Origin of the sequence: Henriciella aquimarina (genome assembly GCF_002088975.1) — a bacterium.
GTDB classification, from domain to species: Bacteria; Pseudomonadota; Alphaproteobacteria; order Caulobacterales; family Hyphomonadaceae; genus Henriciella; species Henriciella aquimarina.
This window is the reverse complement of record NZ_NCST01000001.1, coordinates 69,295-93,558: the sequence shown is the minus strand read 5'-3', so window position 1 is coordinate 93,558 and position 24,264 is coordinate 69,295. Positions and strand designations below refer to the sequence as shown.

General features: G+C 65.8%; 29 protein-coding genes. 6 read left to right on the top strand and 23 right to left on the bottom strand.

Annotation, left to right across the window (positions count from 1 at the left end; all coding sequences use genetic code 11):
- The 15 genes from B8784_RS00510 to B8784_RS00440 form a co-directional block, all read right to left on the bottom strand.
- A partial coding sequence (locus B8784_RS00510) for a baseplate multidomain protein megatron (RefSeq protein WP_084395667.1) occupies window positions 1-2,815 on the bottom strand: 2,815 nt, incomplete at its 3' end.
- Window positions 2,816-2,819: 4 nt separating this feature from the next.
- Window positions 2,820-3,251 (bottom strand): NlpC/P60 family protein, encoded by a 432-nt coding sequence (locus B8784_RS00505; RefSeq protein WP_084395666.1) that lies wholly within the window; start codon window positions 3,249-3,251, stop codon window positions 2,820-2,822.
- Window positions 3,248-3,889: a DUF2163 domain-containing protein gene (locus tag B8784_RS00500; RefSeq protein WP_084395665.1), complete on the bottom strand. Its 642-nt coding sequence runs from the start codon at window positions 3,887-3,889 to the stop codon at window positions 3,248-3,250. Before B8784_RS00500 ends, B8784_RS00505 begins: the two co-directional genes overlap by 4 nt.
- An 11-nt stretch (window positions 3,890-3,900) precedes the next feature.
- Complete coding sequence (locus B8784_RS00495) at window positions 3,901-4,521, bottom strand: DUF2460 domain-containing protein (protein ID WP_084395664.1); 621 nt, start codon at window positions 4,519-4,521, stop codon at window positions 3,901-3,903.
- Window positions 4,518-4,895 (bottom strand): phage tail tape measure C-terminal domain-containing protein, encoded by a 378-nt coding sequence (locus tag B8784_RS00490; RefSeq protein ID WP_084395663.1) that lies wholly within the window; start codon window positions 4,893-4,895, stop codon window positions 4,518-4,520. Before B8784_RS00490 ends, B8784_RS00495 begins: the two co-directional genes overlap by 4 nt.
- Window positions 4,895-5,068, bottom strand: a complete 174-nt coding sequence (locus B8784_RS00485) for a phage tail assembly chaperone (protein ID WP_084395662.1) — start codon at window positions 5,066-5,068, stop codon at window positions 4,895-4,897. Before B8784_RS00485 ends, B8784_RS00490 begins: the two co-directional genes overlap by 1 nt.
- The gene (locus B8784_RS00480) at window positions 5,052-5,342 is read right to left on the bottom strand and encodes a gene transfer agent family protein (RefSeq protein ID WP_084395661.1); all 291 of its coding nucleotides are present in this window, start codon (window positions 5,340-5,342) and stop codon (window positions 5,052-5,054) included. Before B8784_RS00480 ends, B8784_RS00485 begins: the two co-directional genes overlap by 17 nt.
- Window positions 5,339-5,758: a phage major tail protein, TP901-1 family gene (locus B8784_RS00475; RefSeq protein WP_084395660.1), complete on the bottom strand. Its 420-nt coding sequence runs from the start codon at window positions 5,756-5,758 to the stop codon at window positions 5,339-5,341. Before B8784_RS00475 ends, B8784_RS00480 begins: the two co-directional genes overlap by 4 nt.
- Window positions 5,758-6,189 (bottom strand): DUF3168 domain-containing protein, encoded by a 432-nt coding sequence (locus tag B8784_RS00470; protein WP_084395659.1) that lies wholly within the window; start codon window positions 6,187-6,189, stop codon window positions 5,758-5,760. Before B8784_RS00470 ends, B8784_RS00475 begins: the two co-directional genes overlap by 1 nt.
- Complete coding sequence (locus B8784_RS00465) at window positions 6,186-6,731, bottom strand: head-tail connector protein (RefSeq protein WP_084395658.1); 546 nt, start codon at window positions 6,729-6,731, stop codon at window positions 6,186-6,188. Before B8784_RS00465 ends, B8784_RS00470 begins: the two co-directional genes overlap by 4 nt.
- A gap of 64 nt (window positions 6,732-6,795) precedes the next feature.
- Window positions 6,796-6,999 carry a hypothetical protein gene (locus B8784_RS00460; RefSeq protein WP_084395657.1) on the bottom strand — a complete coding sequence of 68 codons (204 nt, stop codon included), beginning with the start codon at window positions 6,997-6,999 and terminating at the stop codon, window positions 6,796-6,798.
- Window positions 7,000-7,071: 72 nt separating this feature from the next.
- Window positions 7,072-8,250 (bottom strand): phage major capsid protein, encoded by a 1,179-nt coding sequence (locus B8784_RS00455; protein WP_084395656.1) that lies wholly within the window; start codon window positions 8,248-8,250, stop codon window positions 7,072-7,074.
- 105 nt (window positions 8,251-8,355) lie between these two features.
- Window positions 8,356-8,769 carry an HK97 family phage prohead protease gene (locus tag B8784_RS00450; protein ID WP_084395655.1) on the bottom strand — a complete coding sequence of 138 codons (414 nt, stop codon included), beginning with the start codon at window positions 8,767-8,769 and terminating at the stop codon, window positions 8,356-8,358.
- Window positions 8,766-9,881 carry a phage portal protein gene (locus tag B8784_RS00445; protein WP_084395654.1) on the bottom strand — a complete coding sequence of 372 codons (1,116 nt, stop codon included), beginning with the start codon at window positions 9,879-9,881 and terminating at the stop codon, window positions 8,766-8,768. Before B8784_RS00445 ends, B8784_RS00450 begins: the two co-directional genes overlap by 4 nt.
- A 158-nt stretch (window positions 9,882-10,039) precedes the next feature.
- The gene (locus tag B8784_RS00440; RefSeq protein ID WP_233355905.1) at window positions 10,040-11,275 is read right to left on the bottom strand and encodes a DNA-packaging protein; all 1,236 of its coding nucleotides are present in this window, start codon (window positions 11,273-11,275) and stop codon (window positions 10,040-10,042) included.
- A 114-nt stretch (window positions 11,276-11,389) separates the two neighbouring features.
- Between B8784_RS00440 and B8784_RS21735 the strand changes: the two genes are divergently transcribed.
- A complete protein-coding gene (locus tag B8784_RS21735) occupies window positions 11,390-11,542 on the top strand; it encodes a hypothetical protein (RefSeq protein WP_169712594.1) in 153 nt (50 codons plus the stop codon).
- Here B8784_RS21735 and B8784_RS00435 read toward each other — a convergent pair.
- From B8784_RS00435 to hslO, 4 genes are all read right to left on the bottom strand, one after another.
- Window positions 11,539-11,988: a hypothetical protein gene (locus B8784_RS00435; protein ID WP_233355904.1), complete on the bottom strand. Its 450-nt coding sequence runs from the start codon at window positions 11,986-11,988 to the stop codon at window positions 11,539-11,541. The genes B8784_RS21735 and B8784_RS00435 overlap by 4 nt on opposite strands.
- Window positions 11,989-12,066: 78 nt before the next feature.
- Complete coding sequence (locus B8784_RS00430) at window positions 12,067-12,393, bottom strand: hypothetical protein (RefSeq protein WP_084395653.1); 327 nt, start codon at window positions 12,391-12,393, stop codon at window positions 12,067-12,069.
- The gene (locus B8784_RS00425) at window positions 12,390-13,409 is read right to left on the bottom strand and encodes an NADP-dependent oxidoreductase (RefSeq protein ID WP_084395652.1); all 1,020 of its coding nucleotides are present in this window, start codon (window positions 13,407-13,409) and stop codon (window positions 12,390-12,392) included. Before B8784_RS00425 ends, B8784_RS00430 begins: the two co-directional genes overlap by 4 nt.
- Before the next feature lie 98 nt (window positions 13,410-13,507).
- A complete protein-coding gene (hslO, locus tag B8784_RS00420; protein WP_233355903.1) occupies window positions 13,508-14,428 on the bottom strand; it encodes an Hsp33 family molecular chaperone HslO in 921 nt (306 codons plus the stop codon).
- A gap of 229 nt (window positions 14,429-14,657) precedes the next feature.
- On the opposite strand from hslO, the gene B8784_RS00415 reads away from it, so the two are divergent.
- The gene (locus B8784_RS00415) at window positions 14,658-16,649 is read left to right on the top strand and encodes a putative bifunctional diguanylate cyclase/phosphodiesterase (RefSeq protein ID WP_084395650.1); all 1,992 of its coding nucleotides are present in this window, start codon (window positions 14,658-14,660) and stop codon (window positions 16,647-16,649) included.
- An 18-nt stretch (window positions 16,650-16,667) separates the two neighbouring features.
- Here B8784_RS00415 and B8784_RS00410 read toward each other — a convergent pair whose 3' ends face one another.
- Together B8784_RS00410 and B8784_RS00405 are read right to left on the bottom strand one after the other, a co-directional pair.
- Window positions 16,668-17,267 (bottom strand): YqaA family protein, encoded by a 600-nt coding sequence (locus tag B8784_RS00410; protein ID WP_084395649.1) that lies wholly within the window; start codon window positions 17,265-17,267, stop codon window positions 16,668-16,670.
- A 53-nt stretch (window positions 17,268-17,320) separates the two neighbouring features.
- The gene (locus B8784_RS00405) at window positions 17,321-18,064 is read right to left on the bottom strand and encodes a hypothetical protein (RefSeq protein ID WP_143435220.1); all 744 of its coding nucleotides are present in this window, start codon (window positions 18,062-18,064) and stop codon (window positions 17,321-17,323) included.
- A gap of 165 nt (window positions 18,065-18,229) precedes the next feature.
- Here B8784_RS00405 and B8784_RS00400 point away from each other — a divergent pair, with 165 nt between their 5' ends.
- Entirely contained in the window at window positions 18,230-19,564 is a 1,335-nt protein-coding gene (locus tag B8784_RS00400; protein WP_084395647.1) for an MFS transporter, read from the top strand.
- Window positions 19,565-19,597: 33 nt separating this feature from the next.
- Entirely contained in the window at window positions 19,598-19,948 is a 351-nt protein-coding gene (locus B8784_RS00395) for a c-type cytochrome (RefSeq protein ID WP_084395674.1), read from the top strand.
- Here the strand turns inward: B8784_RS00395 and B8784_RS00390 are convergent.
- Window positions 19,945-21,171: an AI-2E family transporter gene (locus tag B8784_RS00390; protein WP_084395646.1), complete on the bottom strand. Its 1,227-nt coding sequence runs from the start codon at window positions 21,169-21,171 to the stop codon at window positions 19,945-19,947. The two genes, B8784_RS00395 and B8784_RS00390, sit on opposite strands and share 4 nt — an antisense overlap.
- Window positions 21,172-21,352: 181 nt before the next feature.
- Between B8784_RS00390 and B8784_RS00385 the strand changes: the two genes are divergently transcribed.
- Entirely contained in the window at window positions 21,353-22,216 is an 864-nt protein-coding gene (locus B8784_RS00385) for a hypothetical protein (protein ID WP_084395645.1), read from the top strand.
- A gap of 119 nt (window positions 22,217-22,335) precedes the next feature.
- On the top strand, window positions 22,336-23,076 hold the full coding sequence (locus B8784_RS00380) for a hypothetical protein (RefSeq protein WP_084395644.1): 741 nt from the start codon (window positions 22,336-22,338) through the stop codon (window positions 23,074-23,076).
- Window positions 23,077-23,085: 9 nt separating this feature from the next.
- Here the strand turns inward: B8784_RS00380 and B8784_RS00375 are convergent, their stop codons facing one another.
- Window positions 23,086-24,186, bottom strand: coding sequence for a Zn-dependent alcohol dehydrogenase (locus B8784_RS00375; protein ID WP_084395643.1), 1,101 nt, complete (start codon window positions 24,184-24,186; stop codon window positions 23,086-23,088).
- Window positions 24,187-24,264: the final 78 nt, after the last annotated feature.

Here is a 24,264-nt window from a genome sequence, read left to right as displayed (position 1 = left end):
CTGCTGTCTCGGGAAGCGAGCGCGGCAGGCTCAGCGCCCTCAACGCCCTGCCCGCACGCGGGCGGGTCAGGGACAGCCGGCGGGTCAGCCCATCCTCGGTCACATCGCCGATCCGCCAGACGCCGCTTAATCCGACGCCGGTCACAGCATCGCCGGGCTCCAGCGCCAGACAAGCCGGCGGCAGGGCGATCTCGGCCTCGTCCGACTCCAGCGTGGCCGCCAGCAGATCACGGGCGAGCGCGGCGGCCACGCCCTCCGACAGGACCAGAGGGAGCGACGCGTCAATAGAATAGCCGGGCTCGCCCAGGTCAGAGCGGGCATCGACCGTGGCGGGAGCGTACGGGCCACCGGCACTGATATAGCTGAGCTGCAGCCGGCCCGGGCGCTTGTCGAGCAAGGTGTGCGTCAGCGTCAGGCCCGGCTCGGCGAGGGCCTCCGGGGCGATCTCGAAAGCCGCACCCGTCTCGCCGGTCATGACCAGCCCGCTCTCGCGCTCATGGCAGGTCATGGGCTGCAAGCTGTTGAGTGGTTCGAGCGCCCGGCGCAAGGCCATCGGCCCGTCCAGCGCAAAGCCCTCGATCACTCCATCGAGCGCAGACGCATCCATACTGACGCCGGCCCGCGCGCCAAGGTCCTCGACCGTCTCCGCCAGGCTGATCAGGCCGGTGCGGCCATTCAGCCAGTGGCCGAGCGCCCAGTTCGGCCCGTCGCTCCACACGCTCTCGCGAACCGGAAAGTCCGGCCAGGGCCGCCCGTCCCAGGCCCAGACATAAGCCTGTTCCATGAAGGGCTGGGCCTGCCAATAGGCCAGCGCGACTTCGAGCGCGTGGCGCTGGAGGAGGTCGTTGCGCGCGCCCGTCGAATAAGGCGGCAGCACGCTTTCGGAACTTTTCGGATCATAGAAGACATTCGGCCCATTGGCGCCCTTGTCGACCGCCGGAAAGCCGACCTCCATCAGCCGCACCGGTTTCATGCCGGGCGTCCAGGCCGTCGGGCTTGCCTGCCGGACACCGCCAGGGCGCTCATGGTGGGCGGCGCCCCACCATCCGGCGAGATCCTTCTGGCGGAAGATCCAGTCTTCGCCATGGGCGGTATCGGTGATCGGTCTCCGGATCTGCGCATCGCGGTCGGCCGGGCTGGCATAATACCAGTCATAGGCCTCCCCGTCCGCCATCTGGCTTGCGAGATAGGCCGGGTCGTCGGCGGCCTCGTATCCCGCCAGCGCATCGAGATGCGCGTCGCCCTCGCGCCAGTCGCCGGCCGGCGGATACCAGTCGACACCGACGAAATCGACATCGGCCGAGGCCCAGAGCGTATCCAGCGGGAACAGCACATCGCCGGACCCATCCGCCGGGACATAGGCGCCATATTCGGTCCAGTCGGCAGCATAGGAAACCTTCGTACCCACCCCGACAATGGCCTTCACATCGGCGGCGAGCTGGACGAGCCCCTCGACGAAGGGGAATGCGCCTGTCTCATCGCGAAGCCGCGTCAGTCCGCGCATTTCACTGCCAATCAGGATCGCCTCGACGCCGCCGGCCTCCACCGCCAGCCGGGCATGATGCAGGATGAAATGGCGGAAGCCGAAATCATGGTCACTGCCAAGGAAAGCCGTGATCTCGCTGCGCACTGCCGCGGTGCCATCGGCCGACGCCGTAATCCGGCCGCGCCACGGGAAAGCCGCCTGCTCGCTCCCGCCATACGGGTCCGGCAGGCCATTGCCGGCGGGCACATCCATGAAGAGGAAGGGCGACAGCGTCACGGCAAGACCCTGCGCCTTCATCGCCTGAATCCCCTCGATCACGGCCCGGTCGGCCGGCGTGCCGCCATAATTCGCACTGCCGCCGGTCTGGCTGACCAGATGAGCCACGCCGCGCCCCTGCCCGGCCACCGTCCAGCCATAAGGCACGCTTGCGCGCTCGCGTGTCTCGACACCCGGGCGAATCTGGCAGCTCCCGGCGCGCAGATCGTCGCCGAACCAGCCGACCGTCAGCGCGGCATGGCCCACGCCCGGCAGGTCGCTCTCCAGCTGCTCGAGCGAGAGCGCGAAGTCGGCGCGGCCATCGCCATTGTTCATGTTCAGCGGGCGCTCGATGCCGGGAAAGCGGCGTTCGCGCACAATGTCCGTTCCATAAACGAACTCACCTGAGGCAGGGATCACGTTCACGCCCTGAACCAGGCTGCGCAGTCCGCTCACCTCATCGCTGGCACGCACCACTTCGAAACTCAGCTGCGGCAGACGATTCCCAAAGGCATCCAGCGGCATGTCCTCGAAGATGATATAGGCGGTGCCGCGATAGGCCGGGGCCGCACCGGTGCCCTCCATGGCCTCGATCAACGGATCGGGCAGCTGGTCTTCGCCGCCCTTGTAGAGCCGCCAGTTATAGTCAGAGAGCGGCAGCGTCTCGCCATTCGCCCAGACCCGATCGAGTCGCGTCACCGGGCCCTCCGCGATGGCGACCGCCAGGCTCACCGAATAGGTATAATCGGCCACTTTCGGCCCACCCTTTCCGGCCCGGCGCTCGCGACGTTTCTCCCTGAAGCGCGACGCCCAGATGAGCTGGCCGCCGACGCGCATGCGGCCATAGATGTTGGCCATGCCGGCACCATCCGCGCTGTTCATGACATGCAGCGCCTTGATGCGCGGGCCTTCCGCCGCCGGTCTCAGCGCATTGTCGACGGTGCGCCCGGCCAGTCCGCCGAGCGCCGAGCCGATGGCGGCCCCCGAGAGCTGGCCACCGAGCAGGCCCAAACCGCCTGGCAGGAGCCGCGCGCCGAGCGCTGCGCCCGCCTGCGAAAGAATGATCTCGCCCATCTGGTCAGTCCTCCAGTCCCGGAAATGAAAAGGCGCCCGCGATCCGGCGGCGCCACCACGGCACCAGCCGCGTCTCGCAGACGCTGCGGCCCCAATAGGCATGGATGACCCGGTCCGGCCCGGTCAGGATCGCGCAATGCTTGGCCGGACAGCCAAGCCCCATGCGGAAGAGCAGGACATCGCCCTCCTGCGCGGCCCCCACCGCAATCTCGCGAAGGTGACGCCGGGCGGTTTCCATCAACACGTCCTCACCGGCAAAGTCGGCCCAATCTGGCATGTAGGCCGGCACGGCCTGCGGCTCCGTGCCGACAAGCTCCCGCCAGACGCCACGCAGCAGACCGAGGCAATCCGTGCCCGCCCCCTTGCGGCTCGCCTGGTGCTGATAGGGTGTGGCAAGCCAGCCGCGCGCCGTTGCAACAATCTCGGCGCGTTTCATCGCTTGCCTCCGTCATTGCCGGTCGCCGCCGGACCAGCCAGCACGAAGTCCGGCCCCGGCATGTGCGGAAAGCCCCGAAAATTCAGCGTGTTGGAAAAGACATCGCCGCAGGTTTCGAGGCGCTTGTCGCAAGTCTCGCCCGCCACCCCTGTCAGACCGCAACGGGCATCGCCGAGCTTCGCATCGCAGCGGCGCGAATAGCTGCGCCCGACAGGCCGCTCCAGATCGGCTTTCAGCGAGACGAGTTCGGCTTCGAAGCCCGCCCGGGTCTGGCGGATCTCGCTCAGATAGCCGGTCCAGATGAGCACGCCATGCGCCGGGGCCGCCCAGTCGACACGGTAGACATGGACGCGCGCCCCGTTCCACAGTGCGGCGGCAAGATCAGCCTCGCGGATCGCCTCGGCCGAGAGCGCCCCGGCCGCCGCCGCCCGGCCGGGCGAAAAACCCGCGCCGGACTGGAACCGGCCGCTCTCAAGGGCGGCGCCCGGCGCATGCACCGTGCCCTGCCATACCACGGGCCGGTCATGATCGGTCACACCGACAATCGTCCCGTCGGCCCGCACAAGGGTCCAGCAGAGACAGCTCGTCAGCGCCTCGCTTTCGAGGCGGGTCTGAAACGTCGTATCAATAAGCTTCATATCCTCCGCCCTCAGATGATTTCGATGATGGGGATACTGACCGCGCGCCCTGCCCCGATCATGTCGATGGTGAGATCGAGGTGATCGGTATCGAAGCGGACCGGACAGTCGAACTGGAAGCCGGCAGCGATGGCCGCACCGGCCGGCGGTGGTGTTTCGAAGGTGATTTGCCCGGTCGTGGCATCGAGCGACCAGCCGTTGCCCAGCGTCACGCCATCGACCGAGACGAGGACGGTGTCCTCGACCGGCTTGCGGATGATCCGGATCACCCCGTCATAAGTCTTGGCCAGCTGGAAACTCAGGGTCTCGCCATCGCCCGTGCCGAGCGCCTGGTCGGTCGCGCTGACAGTCTCGCCCGCCGCCGCACTGGCATAATCGGTGAGGTCGCGGAAGCGGAATCCGTGCAGGCGCCCTCGCCGGGCCTCGAAGAAGGCCGCAAGCCGGGAGAGGTCCGCCATGGAACTGACCGCGCTGGCGAGATCCCACCGCCGGCGCGAGCCTGCCCAGCGCGCATTGCGCACTTCGCCGCCGCTTGCCAGCGCCACGATCTCCGTCTGCCAGGCCGGCCCGCCGCTCGCGCCAAGACCGAGCGCCAAAGGGAACCGCACCTCGTGAAAGGCTGCCTCGCTCACTGGAACCGCCCTCCCAGCGCGACCGCCCTTGTGACGGCACGGGCAAGCTCACCGCGCGCGCCCACTATCTGGCTGGCGTCTGCGCCCCGGCCGACACTCATATTGAGAGTGAAGGCCTGGCCGGCCTGCGCGACACCGCTCTTCGCAAGCGCAGCTTCGGCTGCGATGCGGGCAAGGTCGGCGAGCACCGATTGCGCCATGCGCGAGAAATCGAGCTCCCCGCTGCGCGCGGCCTTGGTGAGCGCGCTTTCGATCGACTGGCCCGCCCGGCCGAACGCCTCTTCCAGCGAGCGTGCCGCTTGGGCGCCCGGCCCTTCGGCCAGCGCGCCGACGGCGTCACCGGCGCGCGCCAGACTGTCTTCAAACTCGTCCATTATCTTCTCCTGTCAGGAAAGGCGGCCATCAGGCTGTCCAGCGCAGGACGGCCAATCGCCGGCGCGCCGGTGTCGGCCAGCCAGAGCCATTCGCGTAGCGACAGCGCCCAGAAGCGCTCCGGGCCCAGCCCCATGGCGAGCGCGGCGCGCATCATCTCAGCCCACGGCAGCATGAAAGGCCTCCGCGACCGCGCGGGCCGCCGCCCCGGGGGATATGGTCCGCTGTCGGACAGTCTCGGCCGTCTCGACCTCGCCGCCCCCGCGCAGCAGGGCCGCGATCACCGTCATCAGCTCGGTGGCCGACAGCGTGCGCAGGCGCACCTGCAACTCCCCGAGCGTCTGACAGCCAAAGGCGGTCTCGATCTCCGCCAGCGCGCCGAGCGTCAGGCAGAGCCGGTGGGCCTTGCCGTCGATCTCGAGGCAGGTCTCTCCTCTCACCCCGTTCATGGCGTGGCTCCGAAAACGAGTTCACCCGCGCTCTGCAGCTCCACGGAAAGTGTGGCTTCGCCGTCATGGGTGCCGCCCCAGGAGAGCTGGGCGATCTGGAAAGCGCCGGTAAAGCGGCCAAGGCCGGGCACGATGAGCTGCCAGCGGGCAATCTCTCCAGCGAAGAAGACCGCGCGCATGCGGGCATCGCTGGCGGCATCCTTGAACAGGCCACGCCCGCGCACCCGCATCGACTTCACACCTGCCCCGGCCAACAACTCACGCCAGCCCGCCGGGCTTTCCGCGCTGGTCGCATCGACGGGCTGCTGGTTCAGCTCCAGCTCGCTGGAGCGAATGCCCGCCAGCGTGACGAAACTTTCCGGCGCTCCACCATCCGAAATCTTGATCAGGACATCGCGTCCTCTCTGGCCCGCCATCAGACAGCCTCCTCTGTAATGATCCGCAGGCGAAGCACCCCGCGAAAACTGCGCAGGTCGCGGGCGCGCATAACATCGCCATAGACTGGCTGGATCAGCACGACGCGCTGACCGGCGAGCGACAGGCTCAGCCGTTCCGAAGCCGCCCGGAGCGCCCCGAGCACTTCCTTGGCCGCCGCCCGTCCGCCATCGCGTGAGCGCACGGCGAAAGTCAGCGTATGGACCTGCCCCGGCACCCCGGCACTGCCGCGCTCGGCGACTTCGTGGCGCTCAAGCTCGGCATAGGGAAAGACCGGTTCGGGGCTTTCGTCGTCGAAGATCCGGGCTGGATGGCCGAGCACGGCCTGAACCTCTGTATCCGCGCGAAGGCCGGTCAGGACCGCGCGTTCCAGCGCGGCCTCGGCCGACCAGATCATGCCGTCAGCGCTCATAGCCGCACCTCCCGGCGCGCGGCGATGATGGCGCGCGCCTCTTCCGGCAGAGCCACATCGCCATTGCGGCGATAGGCTTCGAGCAGGATCAGCTTCAATGCCTGGACGAGATCGCCCGGCACATCGGCGGCTGTTCCGAATCCTGCCTCGAAATCGGCCTCGGCGCGCCCGCCCGCCGGAATGGCCGGCGCCCAGTTCACCGGCTTCAAGCAAAGCCGCCCGGCCTCCAGGCCAAAACGCCCGGTCACGTCGCTCTCATCGCCCTCTGCATCCAGAATGCGAATGCCAGAAAGCGCCGTGACCGGGCCGGGCCGCAGGGCAATCCCGCGCCGGCTGAGCGCGCTCGGCCAGTGGGTCCAGCTGGCCCGCAACGTGCGGCTCACAAGCGCCAGGCCGGTGGCTTCCTCCAGCCGGACCGTGGCCCCGTCGGTCAGGTCGGCGACGAGCGTATCCTCGCCGTCATGGCCGATCCGCAGAAAGGCCTTCGCCTCGGCAAGCGGCAAAGCCGCCTCGCCCGGCGGTGAAATCACCGTCAGCATCATGCTTTATCCTTCGGATTTTGAAGAGGTTTCGCTGGCCGGCCCGGCGCCGGGCGCGAGCGCTCGCCTAGACCAGCGCCTGCAGCTTTTCGATCACCGCCCCACCAATGGGCAGGCCAATGGAGCGCAGAAGCTCATCGTCGATCTCGGTCTCTGTGGAGCCGACCAGCGTGGCAACGGCTTCGGCGATGCGGGTGGTGAACTCGTCCTGCTGCGGCTTGGTCAGCAGCGAGGCCTGGCGCAGGAGGGAGACGATAATGGATTCAAACATGGTCTAGTCCTTTGGAAAGAAGGTCGGAAAAGCCGGGCGCGACGGTCCTGCCGCGCCCGGACGCAGGAACAATCAGAAGACCATCAGCTTGATGGCGTCGAAGTTCTGGACGCCGCCGCCCACACGCTTGGTCGTGTAGAAGAGCACGTAGGGCTTGGCGGAATACGGGTCGCGCAGAACGCGGGCGCCCTGCCGGTCGGCGATGAGATAGCCGCGCCGGAAGTCCCCGAAGGCGATGGCCGCGTTCCCGGTCCCGATGTCAGGCATGTCTTCCAGCTCGGTCACAGGATAGCCGAAAATGGTCTGCGCCTCGCCATTCATGCCCGGCCGCCAGAGATACCGCCCGTCGGCATCCTTCAGCTTGCGGACGGACGCGACCGTGCGCCGGTTCATCACGAAGCGGCCATTGCCCCGGAACTGCGACTTCGGCGTCTGTATCAGGTCGATGATCTGGTCGCCCGCATCGTCCAGGGTAAAGTCCCCCGCGACCGATCCGATCTTGCCCCAGGCATGGCTGGCTTCGGCGACGATGTCATAGTCGAGAAACCCCTTCGGCTTGCCCACGCCATCGCCCGAGACGAAGGCCGCGCTCTCCTGGATGGAGAAGGCCGCCTCGACCTCGTCAGCCAGCCACTCATCGACATCGGCATAGGAGTCTTCGAGCAGCGTCTGGGTCGCTGCCGGCATGGCGTAGAGTTCACCCGCCGGGAATTCGAGCAGCGACAGCCCGGCGGTCGTTGTCTCGGGGCGGGCATCGGTCTCGCCCGCCCAGGCCGCGCCGACGCCGAGGCTCACCGGCTTGCGGTAAACCCCGGCAGAGGTCTGGCGCACGCTCGCGATCTGGCGCATGGGCGAAGCCTGCATAAGCCGCGCCTCGATCAGGCGGTCGAGTTCCGGCGGAGCGGTATAGCCGCCCTGATCGTCCGTGCCTGCGCTCAGCGACTTCACATCCAGCCGCGAGAGCGCGCTGTCGTCGCCGGTGCGCAGATAGCGCGCCCAGGCCTGCAAGCGTTCGCCCTCGGCTTCGGCGGCCGGCGCCCCCTCGGCCGGACGCGCCGCCTTGAGGCTCAGCTGGTCGAGGCGCTTGTTGAGCTTCCTCAGCTTGTCCTCGATCAGCGTGTCGGGCGCACCCTTGGCCTCGATCTCGGCGAGCCGGGCATCATTGGCGTCCTTATAGGCCTCGAATGCGGCCATGATATCGGCGGCGAGCGACTTCATGTCGGTGGCCGCCATCTTTGTTTCCTTGGTCATTTTTCTCCTGCTCAATCGCTACTCTTCGCTTCGCTCAGGCGATCTGCGCCTGCGCCTTGCCTGTGACGCGCCTCATGAGAGCCCATGCGCGCGTATTCTCCTTCCTCACGCCACCCGCGCCGCGTCTCCGATGATTGAAAATCTGGCGGCCTGCTGCATGGGCGCGGCGACCAGCGAGATCTCGACAAGCTCGACATCGATCAGCTCGCGCCCGCCGCCGGCACGCGGCTTCCAGAGCCGGGCGCGGAAACCGATGGAGAGCCCATCGAGCCCGGCTTTCGCCATGGCCTGCGCGCCTTCCTTTTCGATCAGCCCCCGGACGAAAAGCCCGCGCCCATCCTCGACGAGCCGTGTCCAGCGTCCGGCCACAGCGCCTGTGCGATGCTGCAACAACATGGGGATGCCGCCGGCTTGCAGGCTGCGGCTGAAGGCCCCGGCCCGCACAACGTCGCCGGAGAGATCCTCGACGCCGAACAGGGCGGCATGGCCTTCGATCAGGAGGGGGACCGGCGCACTCATTCGCCAAGCCCCGCCAGCTTGCGCTTCTCGGCCTTGGTGAGAAAACTTGCCGCCTCCAGCCGCGCCCAGAGCGCCTCGCGTTCGGCGGCAAAGGCCGGAACGTCCTCAAGGTCGGGCTTGACGACGGCGTCCTCGAAGCGGCCCGCCAGCCAGACGGTGAGCGCATCGGCCACCTTGGTCACAAGCGGCAGGACGGTAAGGCGCCAGAAGGCGATATTGGCTTCCCTGTAGGTCGAATAGGTATTGTCGCCGGGAATGCCGAGCAGCATGGGCGGTACACCGAAGGCCAGCGCAATCTCGCGCGCGGCGGCATGGCGGGTCTCGGCGAAATCCATTTCCGCCGGCGAGAGCGACATGGGCTTCCAGTCGAGCCCGCCATCGAGCAACAGCGGCCGGCCGGCATTCTGCTGGCCGGTATGGGCGGCTTCCAGCTCTTCCTTGAGGCGCTCGAACTGGTCCGGTGTCAGTGTCGCGCCATCCTGGCCGTAGACCAGCGCACCCGACGGCCGGGCAGCATTGTCGAGCAGCGCCTTAGCCCAGCTCGCCGCGCCATTGTGCAGGTCGAGCGCCTTGCGCGCGGCGGCCAGCGGCGGCAGGCCGTAGATATTGTCGGAGGGGTGATAGAGTTTCAGGTGCAGGACCGGGTTCCAGCCATCCGGCGCGCGCGGGATGAGACGCTCGCCACGACGCTGGCGCACCTTCCAGGCAGTCAGCCCTCCTTGCGCATTCGTCTCGGCCCGGACGGTATCGGCCCGCAGGGCAAAGAGGCCTTTCGGGGCGGTATCGCCCGCCAGCGTGACGGCCTCGGCCCAGGCATTACCGGTGATCTGCAGGTCGCCATAAAGCCGCTCCAGCAGCACCCGGCCCGCTTCATCCGGCGAGGGGCTGGCAAGCAGGCTCGCGGCGGCGTCATCGCTGCAGGCGAGCGGAATGGAAGCAGCGGCTTCGGCGATCATGCGTACCGCGCGATAGGCCACCGCATTGCCGGCATAGCCGTCGCGCATCAGGGCGCCGGCATCCATCCGGCCCCACTGGCTTGCCGGCAGGTTGGCCAGCGCGACAAGGGAAGAGGAATGCGACCGCGTCTCGGTCTTCTGCCAGGGCCATTTCATGCGCACTTGCTCCGCTTGCTGACGAGAAGCCCTCGGGCTTGCCGTCTTTTGTCTCGATGATCTGGAGCCTATGCGGTGGCGGTGGTCGGTCGGAGCGAAAGCCGGATGGCCCTATGGTGGCGGGGCCTTGCCTGAGATCCTCGCCCGGCCCTCCCCGCTTACAGCCGGTGAATGCCGGGCCTTGCCGGCAGCTCAAGGAGGAGCGCGGTGAGCGCCCAGACAAGCGCGTCGACCCGGTCGGGCGACTGCGTCCAGCCCGGCGTGCCGAAGACCAGCATTTCGTCTTCAAGATCGCCCAGCTCGCCCAGATGCGAGACACAGCCCTTTTCATAGAGCACGGCGACCGGCGCGGCCCGGGCACGTTTCGAGAGGCGCGCATGACGCAGGACAATCGGCACCGACCCGCCCGCCGCCTTCAAGATGGTGCGCACCATCTCGCCGCCCTGATTGGCCTCGGCGACGATCCGGCTTGCCCCGACCGAGGCGGCAAGGTCGACAACACGGCGTGCCCAGTCGAGCGGCGAGAGCCCGCGCACGCTCGCATCCGCCAGCACATAGCCATGGCGCTGCTCTCCGGTCTGCGGCCCGGCCCCGGCGGCGATGATCCCGCAGGCATCGGCATTCGGGCCGACCGTTGCGGGCGGGTCGACCGCAACGATGATCTCGGTCATGTCCAGCGCACGCATACCCTCGCGCGCCTGCGCGAGCATGGCGCGTGTCCAGAGCGCGCCTTCGGCCTCTTCCAGCAGTTCGCCCTCAAGCTCCTGGCGGCCGAGCCGGGTGCCGGCATAGCTCGCCTCGACATGGGTGAGAAAGGCGGCCGACAGATGGGCGCTGTTGTCCATGGTCCGGGCGCGCGTCACGGCCACGCCGTCCTCGCCCACCAGCCGGCGGACGAGCGGGACGGGCTTGGGTGTGGTGGTGGCGACAACACGCGGATCGGGCCCGAGCCGCAGCGCCATCTGCAGCATGTCCCAGACGGCCTCGCCCGTGCGCCAGGCGGCAACCTCATCGCACCAGGCTGCGTCGAATTGCGGCCCGCGCAGGCCATCGGCATCTTCGGCGGAAAAGGCGAAGGCTTCGGCGCCGTTAGGCCAGACGAGGCGGTGGCGCGAGACCTCGTAATGCGGGGCTTTCTCGTCCGGCCGGGTGATCGCGCGCAGGCCGGACACGCCTTCGATCATGACTTCGCGAACATCGCTGAAGGTCGGCCCAATCAGCGCGATACGCCGACAGCCGCCAAAGCGCGCGGCAAAGCGCACCCATTCGGCCCCGGCGCGGGTCTTGCCTGCCCCGCGCCCACCCATGAACAGCCAGGCGCGCCAGTCGCCGGGCGGCGGCAGCTGGGCCGGTCTGGCGGTGAGGGCGAAGGGCAGCAGCCGATCAGACGGCACGGAAGGCGACAGCGTTTCTCATCGCAGCGTGACTAGTCGGTGGCCCCCTCCGGTCGGACAGATTGTCCTCCGCCTGAAGCCTGCTAGGATTCAGGCCTCAAGGAGGAGGTCATCATGTTCCTGTTTCTACTCTGGTGGTGCGTCGACGACCACCTCGCCGCGGCGCTGGAAGCGCCCGGTCTCGGCAGCTTGCCGCTTTGGGTGCCGCTGATCCTGTCGCTCGCCTTCAGCTTTACCCTGCAAGGCGCGGTGAAGCGGAGGGGCTAACGCAGGACGCCTGCCTTCGCCATCATCCGCGCATAAACGGCCAGAAGCAGGGCGACGATGACGAGCACGCCATTGAAGATGGCCGCCCCCATGCCGGTGACCGCATAGGCGTCGGTGAAGCCATACCAGTAGATCGTCCCGACGATCAGCGCGGCCAATGAAACGAGGAAGGCCCAGAACGCCCACTTCAAACGCACAAGCAGCAGGATGGAGCCGGCCACCGCCGACCAGACACCGAGCGCCCAGTTGACGACCGCCCAAGTCGGAAAGCCGTAGAAGAAAGCGAGCTGCGCCTCGCTGAAGCCGCTCATATAGGGCTCGAAGCGCATCTGGGTCAGGACATAGTCGGCCGCGCCCATGGCGTTCCACAACAGCGAGACCACACCGACGACCCAGAGATGCCAGGGCGTTCTCCGGCCATCGGCTTCAGGCATTGTATCCGTCATTGTTTTTTCCTCCCTCAAGGGAAGGGAGAATAGCGCGGCCTGGCGATCTTCACCAGTTGGCCTTCGGGCCCCCCGGCCCTAGCCAGCGAGATGCTTGCGGAACGCCCATGCCGAGAGCGCCGAGGCGCCCACGAGGATGAGGAGGTAGAGCGGATTGACGAAGCCGGCCTCCCGGAACCAGGCGGCCGGGACGAGATAGGCCAGCACGGGCACCGCCCAGACGGCCGGTTCGCGCGGCAGGATATAGGCCAGGCAGAAGATCATCGCGCCGGAGACCGGCAGCCAGATCCGCACGAAGCCAAGCACATTGCTGTCAGGCGGAAGGCCGACAAATTGCAGGCTGACGAGGACCGAAAAGCCAATCAGGAAGGCTGCGAGCCAGACGATCCTCAGAAGCGGTATCATCCAGGATCGGAAACCTTCACGACGAGCTTGCCGAGATTCTTGCCGCTGAAGAGGCGCTCGAGCGACGCCGGGGCGTTCTCCAGGCCCTCCACGACGTCGGTCTCGAACTTGATCTTGCCCTCCATGAGCCACTGTCCCATGGCCTGCATGCCTTCCGGGAAACGGTCGATATAATCGGTCACGATATAGCCCTTCAGGGTGACGTGCCGCATCAGCAGCATGGAGAAATTGTACGGTCCGGGAACCGGCTCGGTCGCATTGTAGGAAGAGATAAGACCACAAAGCGGCATGCGCGCAAAGTCATTCAGGCGCGGCAGGATCGTGTCCATGATCTCGCCGCCGACATTCTCGAAATTGATGTCGATCCCGTCCGGGCAATGCTTGTCGAGCGCCTCGCCGACATCCTCTGTCTTGTAATTGATGGCCGCGTCGAAACCGGCGGTCTCGGTCAGCCATTTGCACTTGTCGTCGGAGCCGGCAATGCCGACCACGCGGCAGCCCTGGATCTTGGCGATCTGGCCCACCATGGAGCCGACGGCCCCGGCGGCGGCAGAGACGACCACCGTCTCGCCCGGTTTGGGCTTGCCGATGTCCATAAGGCCGAAATAGGCCGTCATCCCGGTCATGCCGAGCGGACCCATGAAGGCCGTCAGCGGCACGCCCGGCAGCTCGGGCAGCTTGTTGACCTCAGCGCCTGGCTTGACCAGGTAGAGCGCCCACTGGCCGAGGCCAGTATTGACGATGTCGCCCGGCGCGAGCCCGTCAAACTTGCTCTCTTCGACGACGGCAATGCCGCCGCCGCGCATCGGCTCGCCGATCTGGACAGGCGGCATGTACTGGTCACGATCCGACATCCAGATCCTGTTGGTCGGGTCGAGGGAAAGATAGAGCGTGCGGATACGCACCTCGCCATCCTTCACCGCCGGCACCGGCTCCTCGACGAAATCGAGATCGCCCTCGCTGACATCGCCCACCGGACGCTTGCGCAGTTTCCAGATCCTGTTCGTAATGCTCATGCCTGCCTCCCTGTCTTGGTTCTGAGAAACACTAGGGCACGCACCTATGCCTGACGAGGCATGACGTTGCGGCGGCATGGTGAAATGCCTGCACCAGCTCAGTTGATCGCGTCGGTGACCGCCTCGATCGGGATATCATAGTGGCGCGCGCAGAACTGGCAGTCGACTTTCAGCATGCCATCCGGCTCGACCATCTCACGCAGGGACTCGTCGGCCATGCCGGCCAGCGTATCCTTCAGACGGTCTTCATTGCAGGTGCAGCGATCCTCGAGCAGCTGCGCCGGCTCCATGCGCACCCCGCCCTCATGGAACAGGCGGAACAGGAGGTCCGGGGCCGCGATCTCTTCGGAGCGGAGTTCTTCAGGCGTCAATGTTGAGAACAGCGCCTGCGCCTCGCGCCAGCCCTCGTCGGTATCGCCGCGCGTCTCGTCGCCGGCGATCTTCTGGATCATCATGCCGCCGCCATGCCACTCGCCGGCCGCGTCGCGGCCAACGGACATCGCCAGACAGGTCTCGACCTGTTCGGAGCGGTGGAAATAATCCTCGGCACATTCGGCCAGCGTAGGTTTGTCGAGCGAGACCAGCCCCTGATACGGGTGCAGGCTCGGCTCATCATGAACGATGATCAGCCCGAGCCGCCCCATCTGGCCGAAGAGCTGCGGCATTTGCGGCTTCTCGCCCTTGTTGATCTTTTCCAGATAGGCCCAGCGCTCCTGCTCGAAGCGGGCATAGGCGCGCACGCCGCCATCCTTGCGGTATTCGCCGACCAGCATGGAGACCGGGCCGTCGCCTTCCGCCTGGGTCATGACGCGACCTTCGAGCTTCATGCCCGCACCGACGAGCGTGGACAGGATCAGCCCCTCGCCGAGAATCTGGCCGAGATGATCGGGATAGGCGTGCCGGTGCAGGATCGGCGACAGGGTCCCGCGGCCCATGCGGACGACCCGTCCGGCAATCGGCAGCGTGTCGGACATGAAACCGGCAACAAAGTCTTCGGGATTGGAGGAAACAGCACTCACTTGAAACGGTCCTGGTCGGGATTGGAAGTTGCGGCCCATTTGGCGCCGGGCCTTCTTGAGAACAAGCCGATGCCTGCAGACGCGCGCAGATCCGGCCCAGCCTTACGCTGGGTTATGACCGGATTTTGCAACAAATACTACGATAGTCAAAAATTTCACCGATCCCCGAAAGGTGGATTTAAACACAAGCAAATACACCCCAGGCTGAGACAAAGGGACGGGCCGGGTCATGCTTTCGAGATTGCGCGCCTTCTTCAGCGTGAAGGACGACGAGCCGGAACTGAACCGGGCGCGGTTCCGTGCGCTGAGCCGCCAGCAGCCGCTGATGTACGGCATCATCACCATCAACATGCTGGCGCTGGCCTTCACGCATATGGAGAGCGCCCCGATCGTCCTGACGGTGATCGTGCCAGTCATGCTGCTGATCTTCAGCGCAAACCGGACGTTGAAATATGTCCGCAGCCGCAATCGCAACTACACCGATGCCCAGATCGCCGCGAGCCTGCGTTCCACGATCCGCATCGTCATTCCCGCTGCGTTCGCGTTCGCGGCCTGGGGACTGTCCTTCTACCAGTATGGCAATTCCGAACAGCACGCCCAGGTCGTGTTCTTCCTTGGTGTGACGACGATTGCCAGCGCGTTCTGCCTGATGCACCTGGTGCAGGCGGCCATTTCGCTGCTCGCCATCGTGTCGATCAGCACATGCCTCTTCCTGATCAGCTCCGGCGACAATGTCCTGGCCGCCATTGCGTTCAATCTCGCCCTGGTCACCATCGTCTTCAGCTCCCTGCTCATGCGCAGCGAGCGCGATTTTGCCCGGCTCGTCGTCCAGAAACGCGAGCAGCGCCGCCAGCATGCCCGCCTTCAAACCCTGAACGAGGAAAACAAGCGCCTCGCCAATACCGACAGCCTGACCGGGCTCGCCAACCGGCGTGCTTTCCTTGCCGAGATCGACAACCGCATCGCCACGGACGGCCCGAATGGCCGGGAATTCGTCATTGCCCTGCTCGATCTCGACGGCTTCAAGCCGATCAATGACGTCTTCGGGCATCCGGCCGGCGACCAGGTCCTGGCCGAAACCGCTCGGCGCCTGTGCGAAGTCTTCAAGAACAGACCTGTCAGCGTGGCCCGTCTGGGTGGCGACGAATTCGGGCTGCTGTTCAATGCCCCCGGCAGCGACGCCGAAATCGTCACCATGGCGCAGCGCGTCTGCGCGGCCCTGCGCCGGCCGTTCCAGTTCGAGGAAGGCTCGGCCAATCTCAGCGCGACCATCGGCATGGCACGTTTCCCGACCGCCGCCGACACGCGCGGGCTCCTCTTCGACCGGGCCGATTATGCCCTCTACTTCGCCAAGCAGAATGCCAAGTCCCGGCCGGTCTTCTTCTCGCATGAGCATGAGCGCCTGATCTTCGCCAACAGCGCGCTGGAACAGGCCCTGCGCGACGCCGATCTGGAAAAGGAGATGTCGGTCGAGTTCCAGCCCGTGCTTGACCTTGGCCGGGGCCAGACCCGCGGCCTGGAAGCCCTGGCACGCTGGTACAGCCCGACCCTTGGCCGGATCCGGCCCGACCTGTTCATCAAGGCCGCCGAGAATATCGGCATGATCGGGCGTCTGACCGAAGTCCTGTTCCGCAAGGCCGTTGCGGAAGCTACGCAATGGCCGGACGATCTTCTCCTGAGCTTCAACCTGTCGGCCACCAGCCTGACCTCCAAAACGCCTATCCAGCGGCTGATGTCGATTGCGGAACGCGCGGGCCTGCCGACATCGCGGCTGATGTTCGAGATCACCGAGTCGGCCGTGATGAAGGATTATGAAAGCGCGATGGACGTGTTGAAGCTGATCCAGAGCACAGGCGCCCACGTGGCCATCGACGATTTCGGCACGGGCTTTTCCAGCCTTGCCTATGTTCACCGCCTGCCCATCGACACACTCAAGGTCGACCGCAGCTTCATCCGGGACCTGACCCGCAATGAGCGCAGCTCGAACGTCCTGCGCTCGATCCTGAGCCTGTGCCGGAACCTGCGGATCAGCTGTGTCATCGAAGGCATCGAGACGCAGGAGCAATTCGATTGCGTCTATGATCTCGGCGCCCGTTTCGTTCAGGGGTATTATTACTCCAAGCCGCTTTCGGCGAGCGACACCCATATGGTGCTGAAGATCGAGTTCGAGTCCGCGAAAATGCCGCCGGGCACGGAGATGCCCGGCCAGATGCGCGCCTGAGCCTTCCGGCCCGCGCGGTCAGAACAGGAAGAAATAGACGCAGAAGGCGGCAAATAGGATCAGACCCACCGCCGTCAGCTCGAGCTCATGCTTCTTCATGAGTTCCTCGGCCCGGTCCCCAACCAGCATGACCAGTCCGGCCTCGGCGAAATAGCGGAAGGACCGAGAGACCGTCACGGCCACGATGAAGAGCGGGATCGAATAGCCCGCCGCGCCGGCGGCGGCAGTGCCGACCTGGAAGGGGAACGGCGTGATCCCGACCATGAACAGCGTCATGAAGCCGTCCTCCTGCATCTTCCGCAGCGTTTGCTGATAGGCGTCCTGCGCATCCAGCATGGTGACCAGCGGCTGGATCGCATGTTCGGCGAAAAATGCGCCCAGCCAGTACATCAGCAGGCCGCCCAGCACATTGCCAAGCAGGAGGGCCGCCGCGACCAGCCATGCCGTGCGCCGGCGCATCGCCATGAGCGGCAGGAAGAGCGGCTCCATGGGCACGACCACTGCGGTGTTCTCGACAAATCCGACTGCCACCGACACCGGCAGGGACCAGGGGCCACGCCCCCAATCGGAGACTTTCTCGCGAAGTGACTTCTTCTTCTGTGTGGCAGTGTCGGACATCAGTCTAAAGAACCCCCTTGCAGGGCTGGCGTTCCGCGCTTGTGCCCCGAAGCTCAGAAATGGCGCCCGAACCAGAGACGCAGATCATTGTCGGGCGTCGAATCGTTCAGGCCGAAGAGCGCGCCGAGCGACCAGGTCCAGCCGCTATCGAGTGTGCCGGTCAGCCGCGGTCCGACCTGCTGGCTGCGGTCGTCGGGGCCGAAATCGTCGGTACTGCCGAGGGCATTGAAGGATTCAAGGATCAGCGAATAACCGTTGTCGAGGCGATAGTTGAGGCTGGCCCGGCCCGCGAGAAGGACACCATCGGCCGCATTGTCGCCGAACTGCGCCGTCGAGAGAGCGATGGCGCGTGCACTCAGCCGGTCGCTCAGGCGGAACTGGTTGGTCCAGTTGACGCCGATCTGCTCCGGCCGGTCGCCATTCGCAAGACGCGCATCGAAGCGAAAGCCCGTCTGCCACTGGCTGGCGGCCTCGTCGCTGACCTCCCAGAACAGCTCGGCCTGGACATAGTCGAAATCGAACCCGTCCGGTCCGCCCCGGTCGGACCCTTGAACGACCAGCCGCACCATGCGCCGCGTGTCGAGCGACAGGGCGCCATTCAGACGATGCGCATAGCGGTCGTCGCCGCCATCTTCGCCCGGCACGAAGGCGGTGCGGTATTCGACGAGCCGGGTATCGGGATTGACCTTGGGCCCGAAGACCCCGGCGGTGTTCTGTGCGCTGGCCCCCGGCGCGAGGGTAAGGCTGCACAGTCCCAAAGCCAGCGGCACGACCACCCTCGACAGAAACACCAGCATCCGGACCTCCATGACTTCACTAAAGCTGGCGCCTGACTGCCCGAACCGGGTGGCCCATTGCAAGAGGCCCGCGCCAATTCATACCCTTGGCCTGCCGGCCCGGATTGCCTTGCGGTCCACCGGCGCTATCTGACCGGGACAAGTCGATGGAGGGGAGGACCGGACTTGAGTAAGGCCACGCTCGAAACAGCCTATCGGATGCTGACATCGGACGATGATGGACGGGTCTGCCGGGACATTCCCGAAAGCGCCTGCAACGATCAGCCGCGCAATTTCCTGACCCATATCGTATCGCTCGGCGCGACAAAGACGGCCGATGGCCTGATCGATCCGAAGCTCGTCCTGTCCTGGCTGCTGACCCAGCTGGGTGCCCCGGCGATCTATATCGGCCTGCTCGTCCCGGTGCGCGAATCCGGGGCGCTGCTGCCGCAGCTCTTCACCGCCGCCGGCCTGCGCCGGCTGCCCCAGCGCAAATGGGCCTGGAGTGTCGGCAGTGTTGTCCAGGGCCTTTCGGCCATCGCCATCGTGGCAGCCGCGCTGACGCTGGAGGGCGCCGCCGCCGGGCTCGCCATCATCCTGGCGCTGGCGACGCTGGCCCTGGCGCGCAGTGTCTGCTCGGTCACTTACAAGGATGTGCTCGGCAAGACGGTGTCGAAAGCCCAGCGCGGAACGGCAACCGGCACGGCGAGCTCCGTCGCGGCCCTCTTCGTGATCCTCTTCGGCGCGGCGCTGGCCTCCGGCCTGTTTGAGCGCATGGCGCTGGTCACCTCGGCCATTCTTGTCGCCGCCGGACTCTGGCTGATGGCCGCCCTGCTCTTCTCGACGCTGGAGGAAAAGCCCGGCTCAACCGAAGGCGGGCGCAACCCGCTCGCCGCCGCCTGGCAAAACCTTTCCCTGCTGCGCGAGGATGCCCAGCTCAGGCGTTTCATCGCAACGCGCGGCCTGCTCATCTCAACCGCCCTGGCGCCACCCTTCATGGTCGCGCTCGGTTCACAGGATGTTTCGGACCGGGCCGCACAGGCCTTTGGCGGGCTTGGCCTGCTGGTTGTCGCCTCATCGGGAGCCGCCCTGTTGAGCTCCTATGTCTGGGGCCGCATGGCCGACCGCTCCAGCCGCAAGGTGCTGATCTTCTCGGCCATCGCGGCGACCCTCTCGCTGGCGGCGACACTCGGGCTCGATGCAGCCGGCCTGCTCGAGACGGTGTGGGGCCTGCCGCTCGTCATCTTCACCCTGATGATCGCCTATCAGGGCGTGCGGCTCGGCCGCTCGACGCATCTGGTCGACATGGCCGACGAAGACACACGGGTCGCCTATACGGCGCTCTCCAACACCATTATTGGCCTTCTCCTCGCGCTTGGCAGCGGGTTCAGCCTGCTGGCAGAGCTTTCCGGGGTGAGCGCTGTGATCGTGGTGCTGGCCGGGATGAGTGCGCTGGCAGCCCTCGTCGCGCTCGGGCTCGACGAGGTGCAGACCGCTGCGGGTGACAGGAAAGTATCTTGATCGCCCCCGGCAAACAGGCGCATGGTCGGGCCTATGAGACTCATCCTTCTGACTGCCGCCATGGCGATTGCCGCCTGCTCCCCGTCCGGCGCCGACGAGACGGGCTCCACCGAGGCGCCGGAGTCGCCCCTCGTCAAACAGGGCAAGGCGATTGCCGAAGCCGATTGCGCGTCCTGCCATGCCATAGACGCCACCTCCGACAGCACGCACGCCGAAGCGCCACCGTTCCGGACGCTGTCACAGCACTATCCGATCGAGTCGCTTCAGGAAGCCCTCGCCGAAGGCATCGTTGTGGGCCATGAGGACATGCCCGAATTCGCGTTCGATCCCGAGGAGATCGACGCCATGATCGCCTTTCTGAAGAGCATTCAGACCAAAGGCTAGCTGAGCGCCGGGGCTGGCCGGTCCGAGGGATCAGCCGGCTCCTCATCGCCATGTCCGGATGCTGTCTCGTCAGCCTCTTCCAGCCCGGCATCGCAGGCATCCGTGCCCGGTTCCATGACGTCGTGAACGATGGCGCTGTCGCCTTCCTCGCAGTCGGAGCGGCGCCCGAGGAACGTGCTCAGCCAGGACAGCTTGGTGTTGCGGTCGGAAAAGGCCTTGAGGGCGATCAGCATGGGCGTCGACAGGAACATGCCCACAAACGACCAGAGCCACGCCCAGAAGGCGACCGACAGGAAGACGGCCACCGCATTCAGCCGCAGCCGCTTGCCGACCGCGACCGGCGTGATGAACTGGCCTTCGGCCGAATTGATCAGCCAGTAGGCGAAGGGCGGCGCGAGCGAAAGCCAGATATTGTCATAGGTCACCACGCCCATCATGAAGGCGAAGAAGATCCCGATGATGGAGCCGATATAGGGGATATAGTTCAGCGCGAAGGCCGCCACGCCGAAGAAGACCGGGTCCGGCATGCCAAGTGCCCACATGACAAGTCCGACGCAGATACCCAGCACGCCATTGATTGCCGTGATGGTCAGGAAATAGGTCGATAGCTGGCGTTCCATGTCGCGCGCAATGGTCAGCGCCTTCCGCTTCGCCTCCTGGTCAGGCATGACTTGGACGAGTTTCTCGTAGAACATGTCGCCGGACGCGATCAGGAAGGTCGCCAGCACGATGGCCAGGCCGACCTGACCGGCGATATAGGGCGTGGTCTCGGCCCAAAGGCTGAAGATGCCTTCTTCGCGCACCACAACGCGCTCGGGGGCTTCGGAGGAGTTCTGCATCTGCTCGAGCTGCTCGCCGGCCTGGCGCATGGGTTCCAGCACGCCGGTCAGCTCGTTCATCCGCTCCTGCACCTTGTTCATCAGCTGCGGCTCATCGCTGACAATGGTGCTCAGCGAACTTGAGATCAGGAAAAGCAGCGTCACGCTGATCGCGCAGAAGACCGTCATGATGATGGCCGCCGCCACGCCCGGCCCGATCCCGAGCTGGCCCAGGAAGCGCCGGATCGGGCTGAGGATCAGCGCCAGCAGCATGGCAAAGACCACGGGGATGAAGAAGGACTGGGCAAAGGACAATGCACCCACGGCCATCATCACGAACAGGCCGATAATCGCCCAGTGCGTGACGGCCGTCTGAGGCCGTGCGGATAGGAAGCCTTGTTTCAAGCTCTGGAGTCCCCGGCTGAACCCGGCAGGACCCAGGATGGCGCCCCGCCGTCGAACCTTTAACGGACCGGACCGGCAGCCGGTTCCCTTGCTGGGTGAGCGGCGCGCCCCTCCCCGCCGGCCACGCCCGGTGCTAGCCTATGGCCGACGCAGCGGCGGGTGCATGCAGGGGGGATCTAAAATGACCGGGCCGTTCCGGTGGAATTTCGACAAGCGCGAACAGCTCGGCAGCTGGATCGAGGATGTGGCGGACTTCCATCCCCCGCACCCGGAGGATCTGGAAAGCCTGCGCACAATCTCCGCACGCATCCTCGCCATGAGCGACGGCGCGAGCCTCGCCTTCATCGGCCGTTCGCCGGAGAATTTCTACGACTACCTCTCGGGCTGTCTCGACGGGGTCGGCGAGGCCCCGCCTCTTACGCTCGTGCCCTTCTCCATGCGCTGGATCGGCGAGGGCGAGGCCGCCGCGATCCCGGCGCACAAATTCGAGGGGCTCAAGGCCGCCCTGGCAAGCCGCGGCCTCGACCCGGCCGCCATCGCGGCAGGCAAGCGTCCGGTCGCCCTTGTCGACATGATTGCCTATGGCGGCACGATGGAAGCCCTGATCAAGGTGCTGCACCGCATGGCGGGCGAATCCGGGACCGACTGGACGGCCGTGCAGCGGCGCCTGAAAATTATCGGCCTGCGCGTGCGCACCAAGAACAGTCCGAACACATGGCGCTGGCAGCAGCATCAGAGATGGCTCGACCTCATTCCCGATACCGTGATCAAGAACATCTCGGCCCCGCCCGGCTTCATCTTCCTGATCGCCAATAGCGAGGAGAAGGTGACCCGGTCATTCCACTATGGCCGCTGGGACAGCGAGGCGGCTGGCGCCGAGCCGCCCGATGAGGCCCAGCGCCGCGCCATGGCGCTTGCCGCCTGGCTCTACGATCTCGGCCACACTCGCGAAGAGCGCCACCGCCTGTCGCGCCTGATCGCTGCGTGTCCGGAGATGAAGCAGGCCGCCACCCGCGCGCTCGTCTCACGCCTGCGCCGAGGTTGATCAGACGCAAAGATGCGTCACCGGACTGTCACAAAACGCTTTCATCGGCGGGCGACGCACTGTAGGCAACGGGGAATTTATCTATCCACTCACGCAGGTCAGGCAGGCTTTCCGCCCCAATGAAACGCGCCCAATCCCGTCTCGTCTTTGCCATTTTCGTCCTCAGCCTTGGCGCGAGCGCTTTCGCCTTCAATGCCGATGCGCAGAACACTTCTTCGGTCTCGTCGCCCGGCGTAAAATCCGGTGAGCGGGAAATCGAATATCGCTTTGGCTGGGCGCCGGACGATGACGGCGGCGACAGCTATGCCCACCGCTTCGACTATGGCTTTGCCATCAATGAGCGGACTTCGCTGAAAGTCTTCGCCACGCTGGAAGACCGGCCGGGCCAGGATTTGCGTTTCGACAATATCAACACCGAATACCTGATCGAGCTTTCGCCGGAGGGCGCCCGCCTGTGGCAGACGGGGATCCGTTTCGACACGCGAATCTCGAATGGCCCCGACGCCGAACGCCTCGGCCTGAACTGGCTCAACCGCTGGACTCTCAACGACCGGATCAGCGCGCGGGCCATGCTCATCGCGACCCGTGAATTCGGTGACCGCGCCGAGGAGAATGTCGCCTTCGAACTGCGCTCGAGCGTCACCTACAAGCTGGATGGAGACTATGAAGCCGCGCTTCTGGCCTTCAACGAGCTCGGCACCACCGACGCAATCGGCACCGGCGGCTTGCCCCAGCAGGTCGGCCCGACGCTCAGCGGCCCGCTGGGCCAGGGCTGGCGCTGGACAGCCGGCAATCTCTTCGGTGTCTCCGATAGCGCACCGGACAATGACATCCGGCTCTGGGTGTCGCGGGACCTTTAAAGCCCGCGCCTAATCGAACATGACAACCTGGCGGGCCACCGTGCCCTTGTTGTCCTTCAGGTTCTGAAGCGCGGACGTAATGTCTTCCAGGCCGATCCGGTCGGAGACGAGATCGTCGAGATGCAGGCGGCCTTGCTTGTAAAGCTCGATCAGGCGCGGAAAATCGATCCGGAACCGGTTCGAGCCCATGACCGCACCCTGCAACCGCTTTTCCGTCACCAGCAATTCGATGCCCGGAATCTCGATGTTCACGCCCGGCGGGATCATGCCGATCACGGTCGAGACGCCACGCGGGCGCAGCATAAGATAGGCCTGCTCGGCGGTCTGCTTCAGGCCGATACACTCGAAGGAATAGTGGACGCCGCCGCCGGTCAGCTCCTTTACCTGCTCGACCGGGTCGCCCTTGGTCGGATTGACGAAATCGGTGGCGCCGAATTTCTTCGCCATTTTGAGCTTCTCGTCCGAGAGGTCGACCGCGATGATCCGCGACGCCCCGGCAATGGCCGCGCCATTGATCGCCGACAGGCCAACCCCGCCGCAGCCGACCACCGCCACGGTCGAGCCGGGCTCGACCTGGGCGGCATGGAAGACAGAGCCGACGCCGGTAATCACACCGCAGCCGATCAGCGCGGCCCGGTCCATCGGCATCTCCGGATCGATGGCACAGAGCGTGTTTTCATGCACGAGGATCTGCTCGGCAAAGGAAGAGAGGTTCAGGAACTGGTTCACCGTCTCCTTGCCGATATGAAGGCGCGGGGCCTCCCCTTCGGCGCGGTTGAAGAAAGGCCGGTTCACCGTATGGCAGACCGACATGTGGCCCGACAGGCAGAACTCGCAGGTGCCGCAGAAGGGCGACAGGATGGAGACGACGTGATCGCCGGGTTTCACGGCACTCACCATGCTGCCCACCTGCTCGACGATCCCGGCGCTCTCATGCCCGAGAATGGCCGGCAGCTCATGCGGGAAGGCCCCGTCCCAGAAATGCACGTCGGAGTGGCAGACGCCGACGGCTTTCAGCCTGACCAGCACCTCGCGCGGGCCCGGCTTGGAAATCTGGACGTCTTCGATCGATAGCGGCTTGTTCGGCTCGCGCAGTATGGCAGCTTTCATGGGGTTTCCTCCTGTCCGGCGGGCGGCTTCGATGCCGCCTCTTCTCCGTTACCCAGAGGTATCACGAGGCCCGAAAGC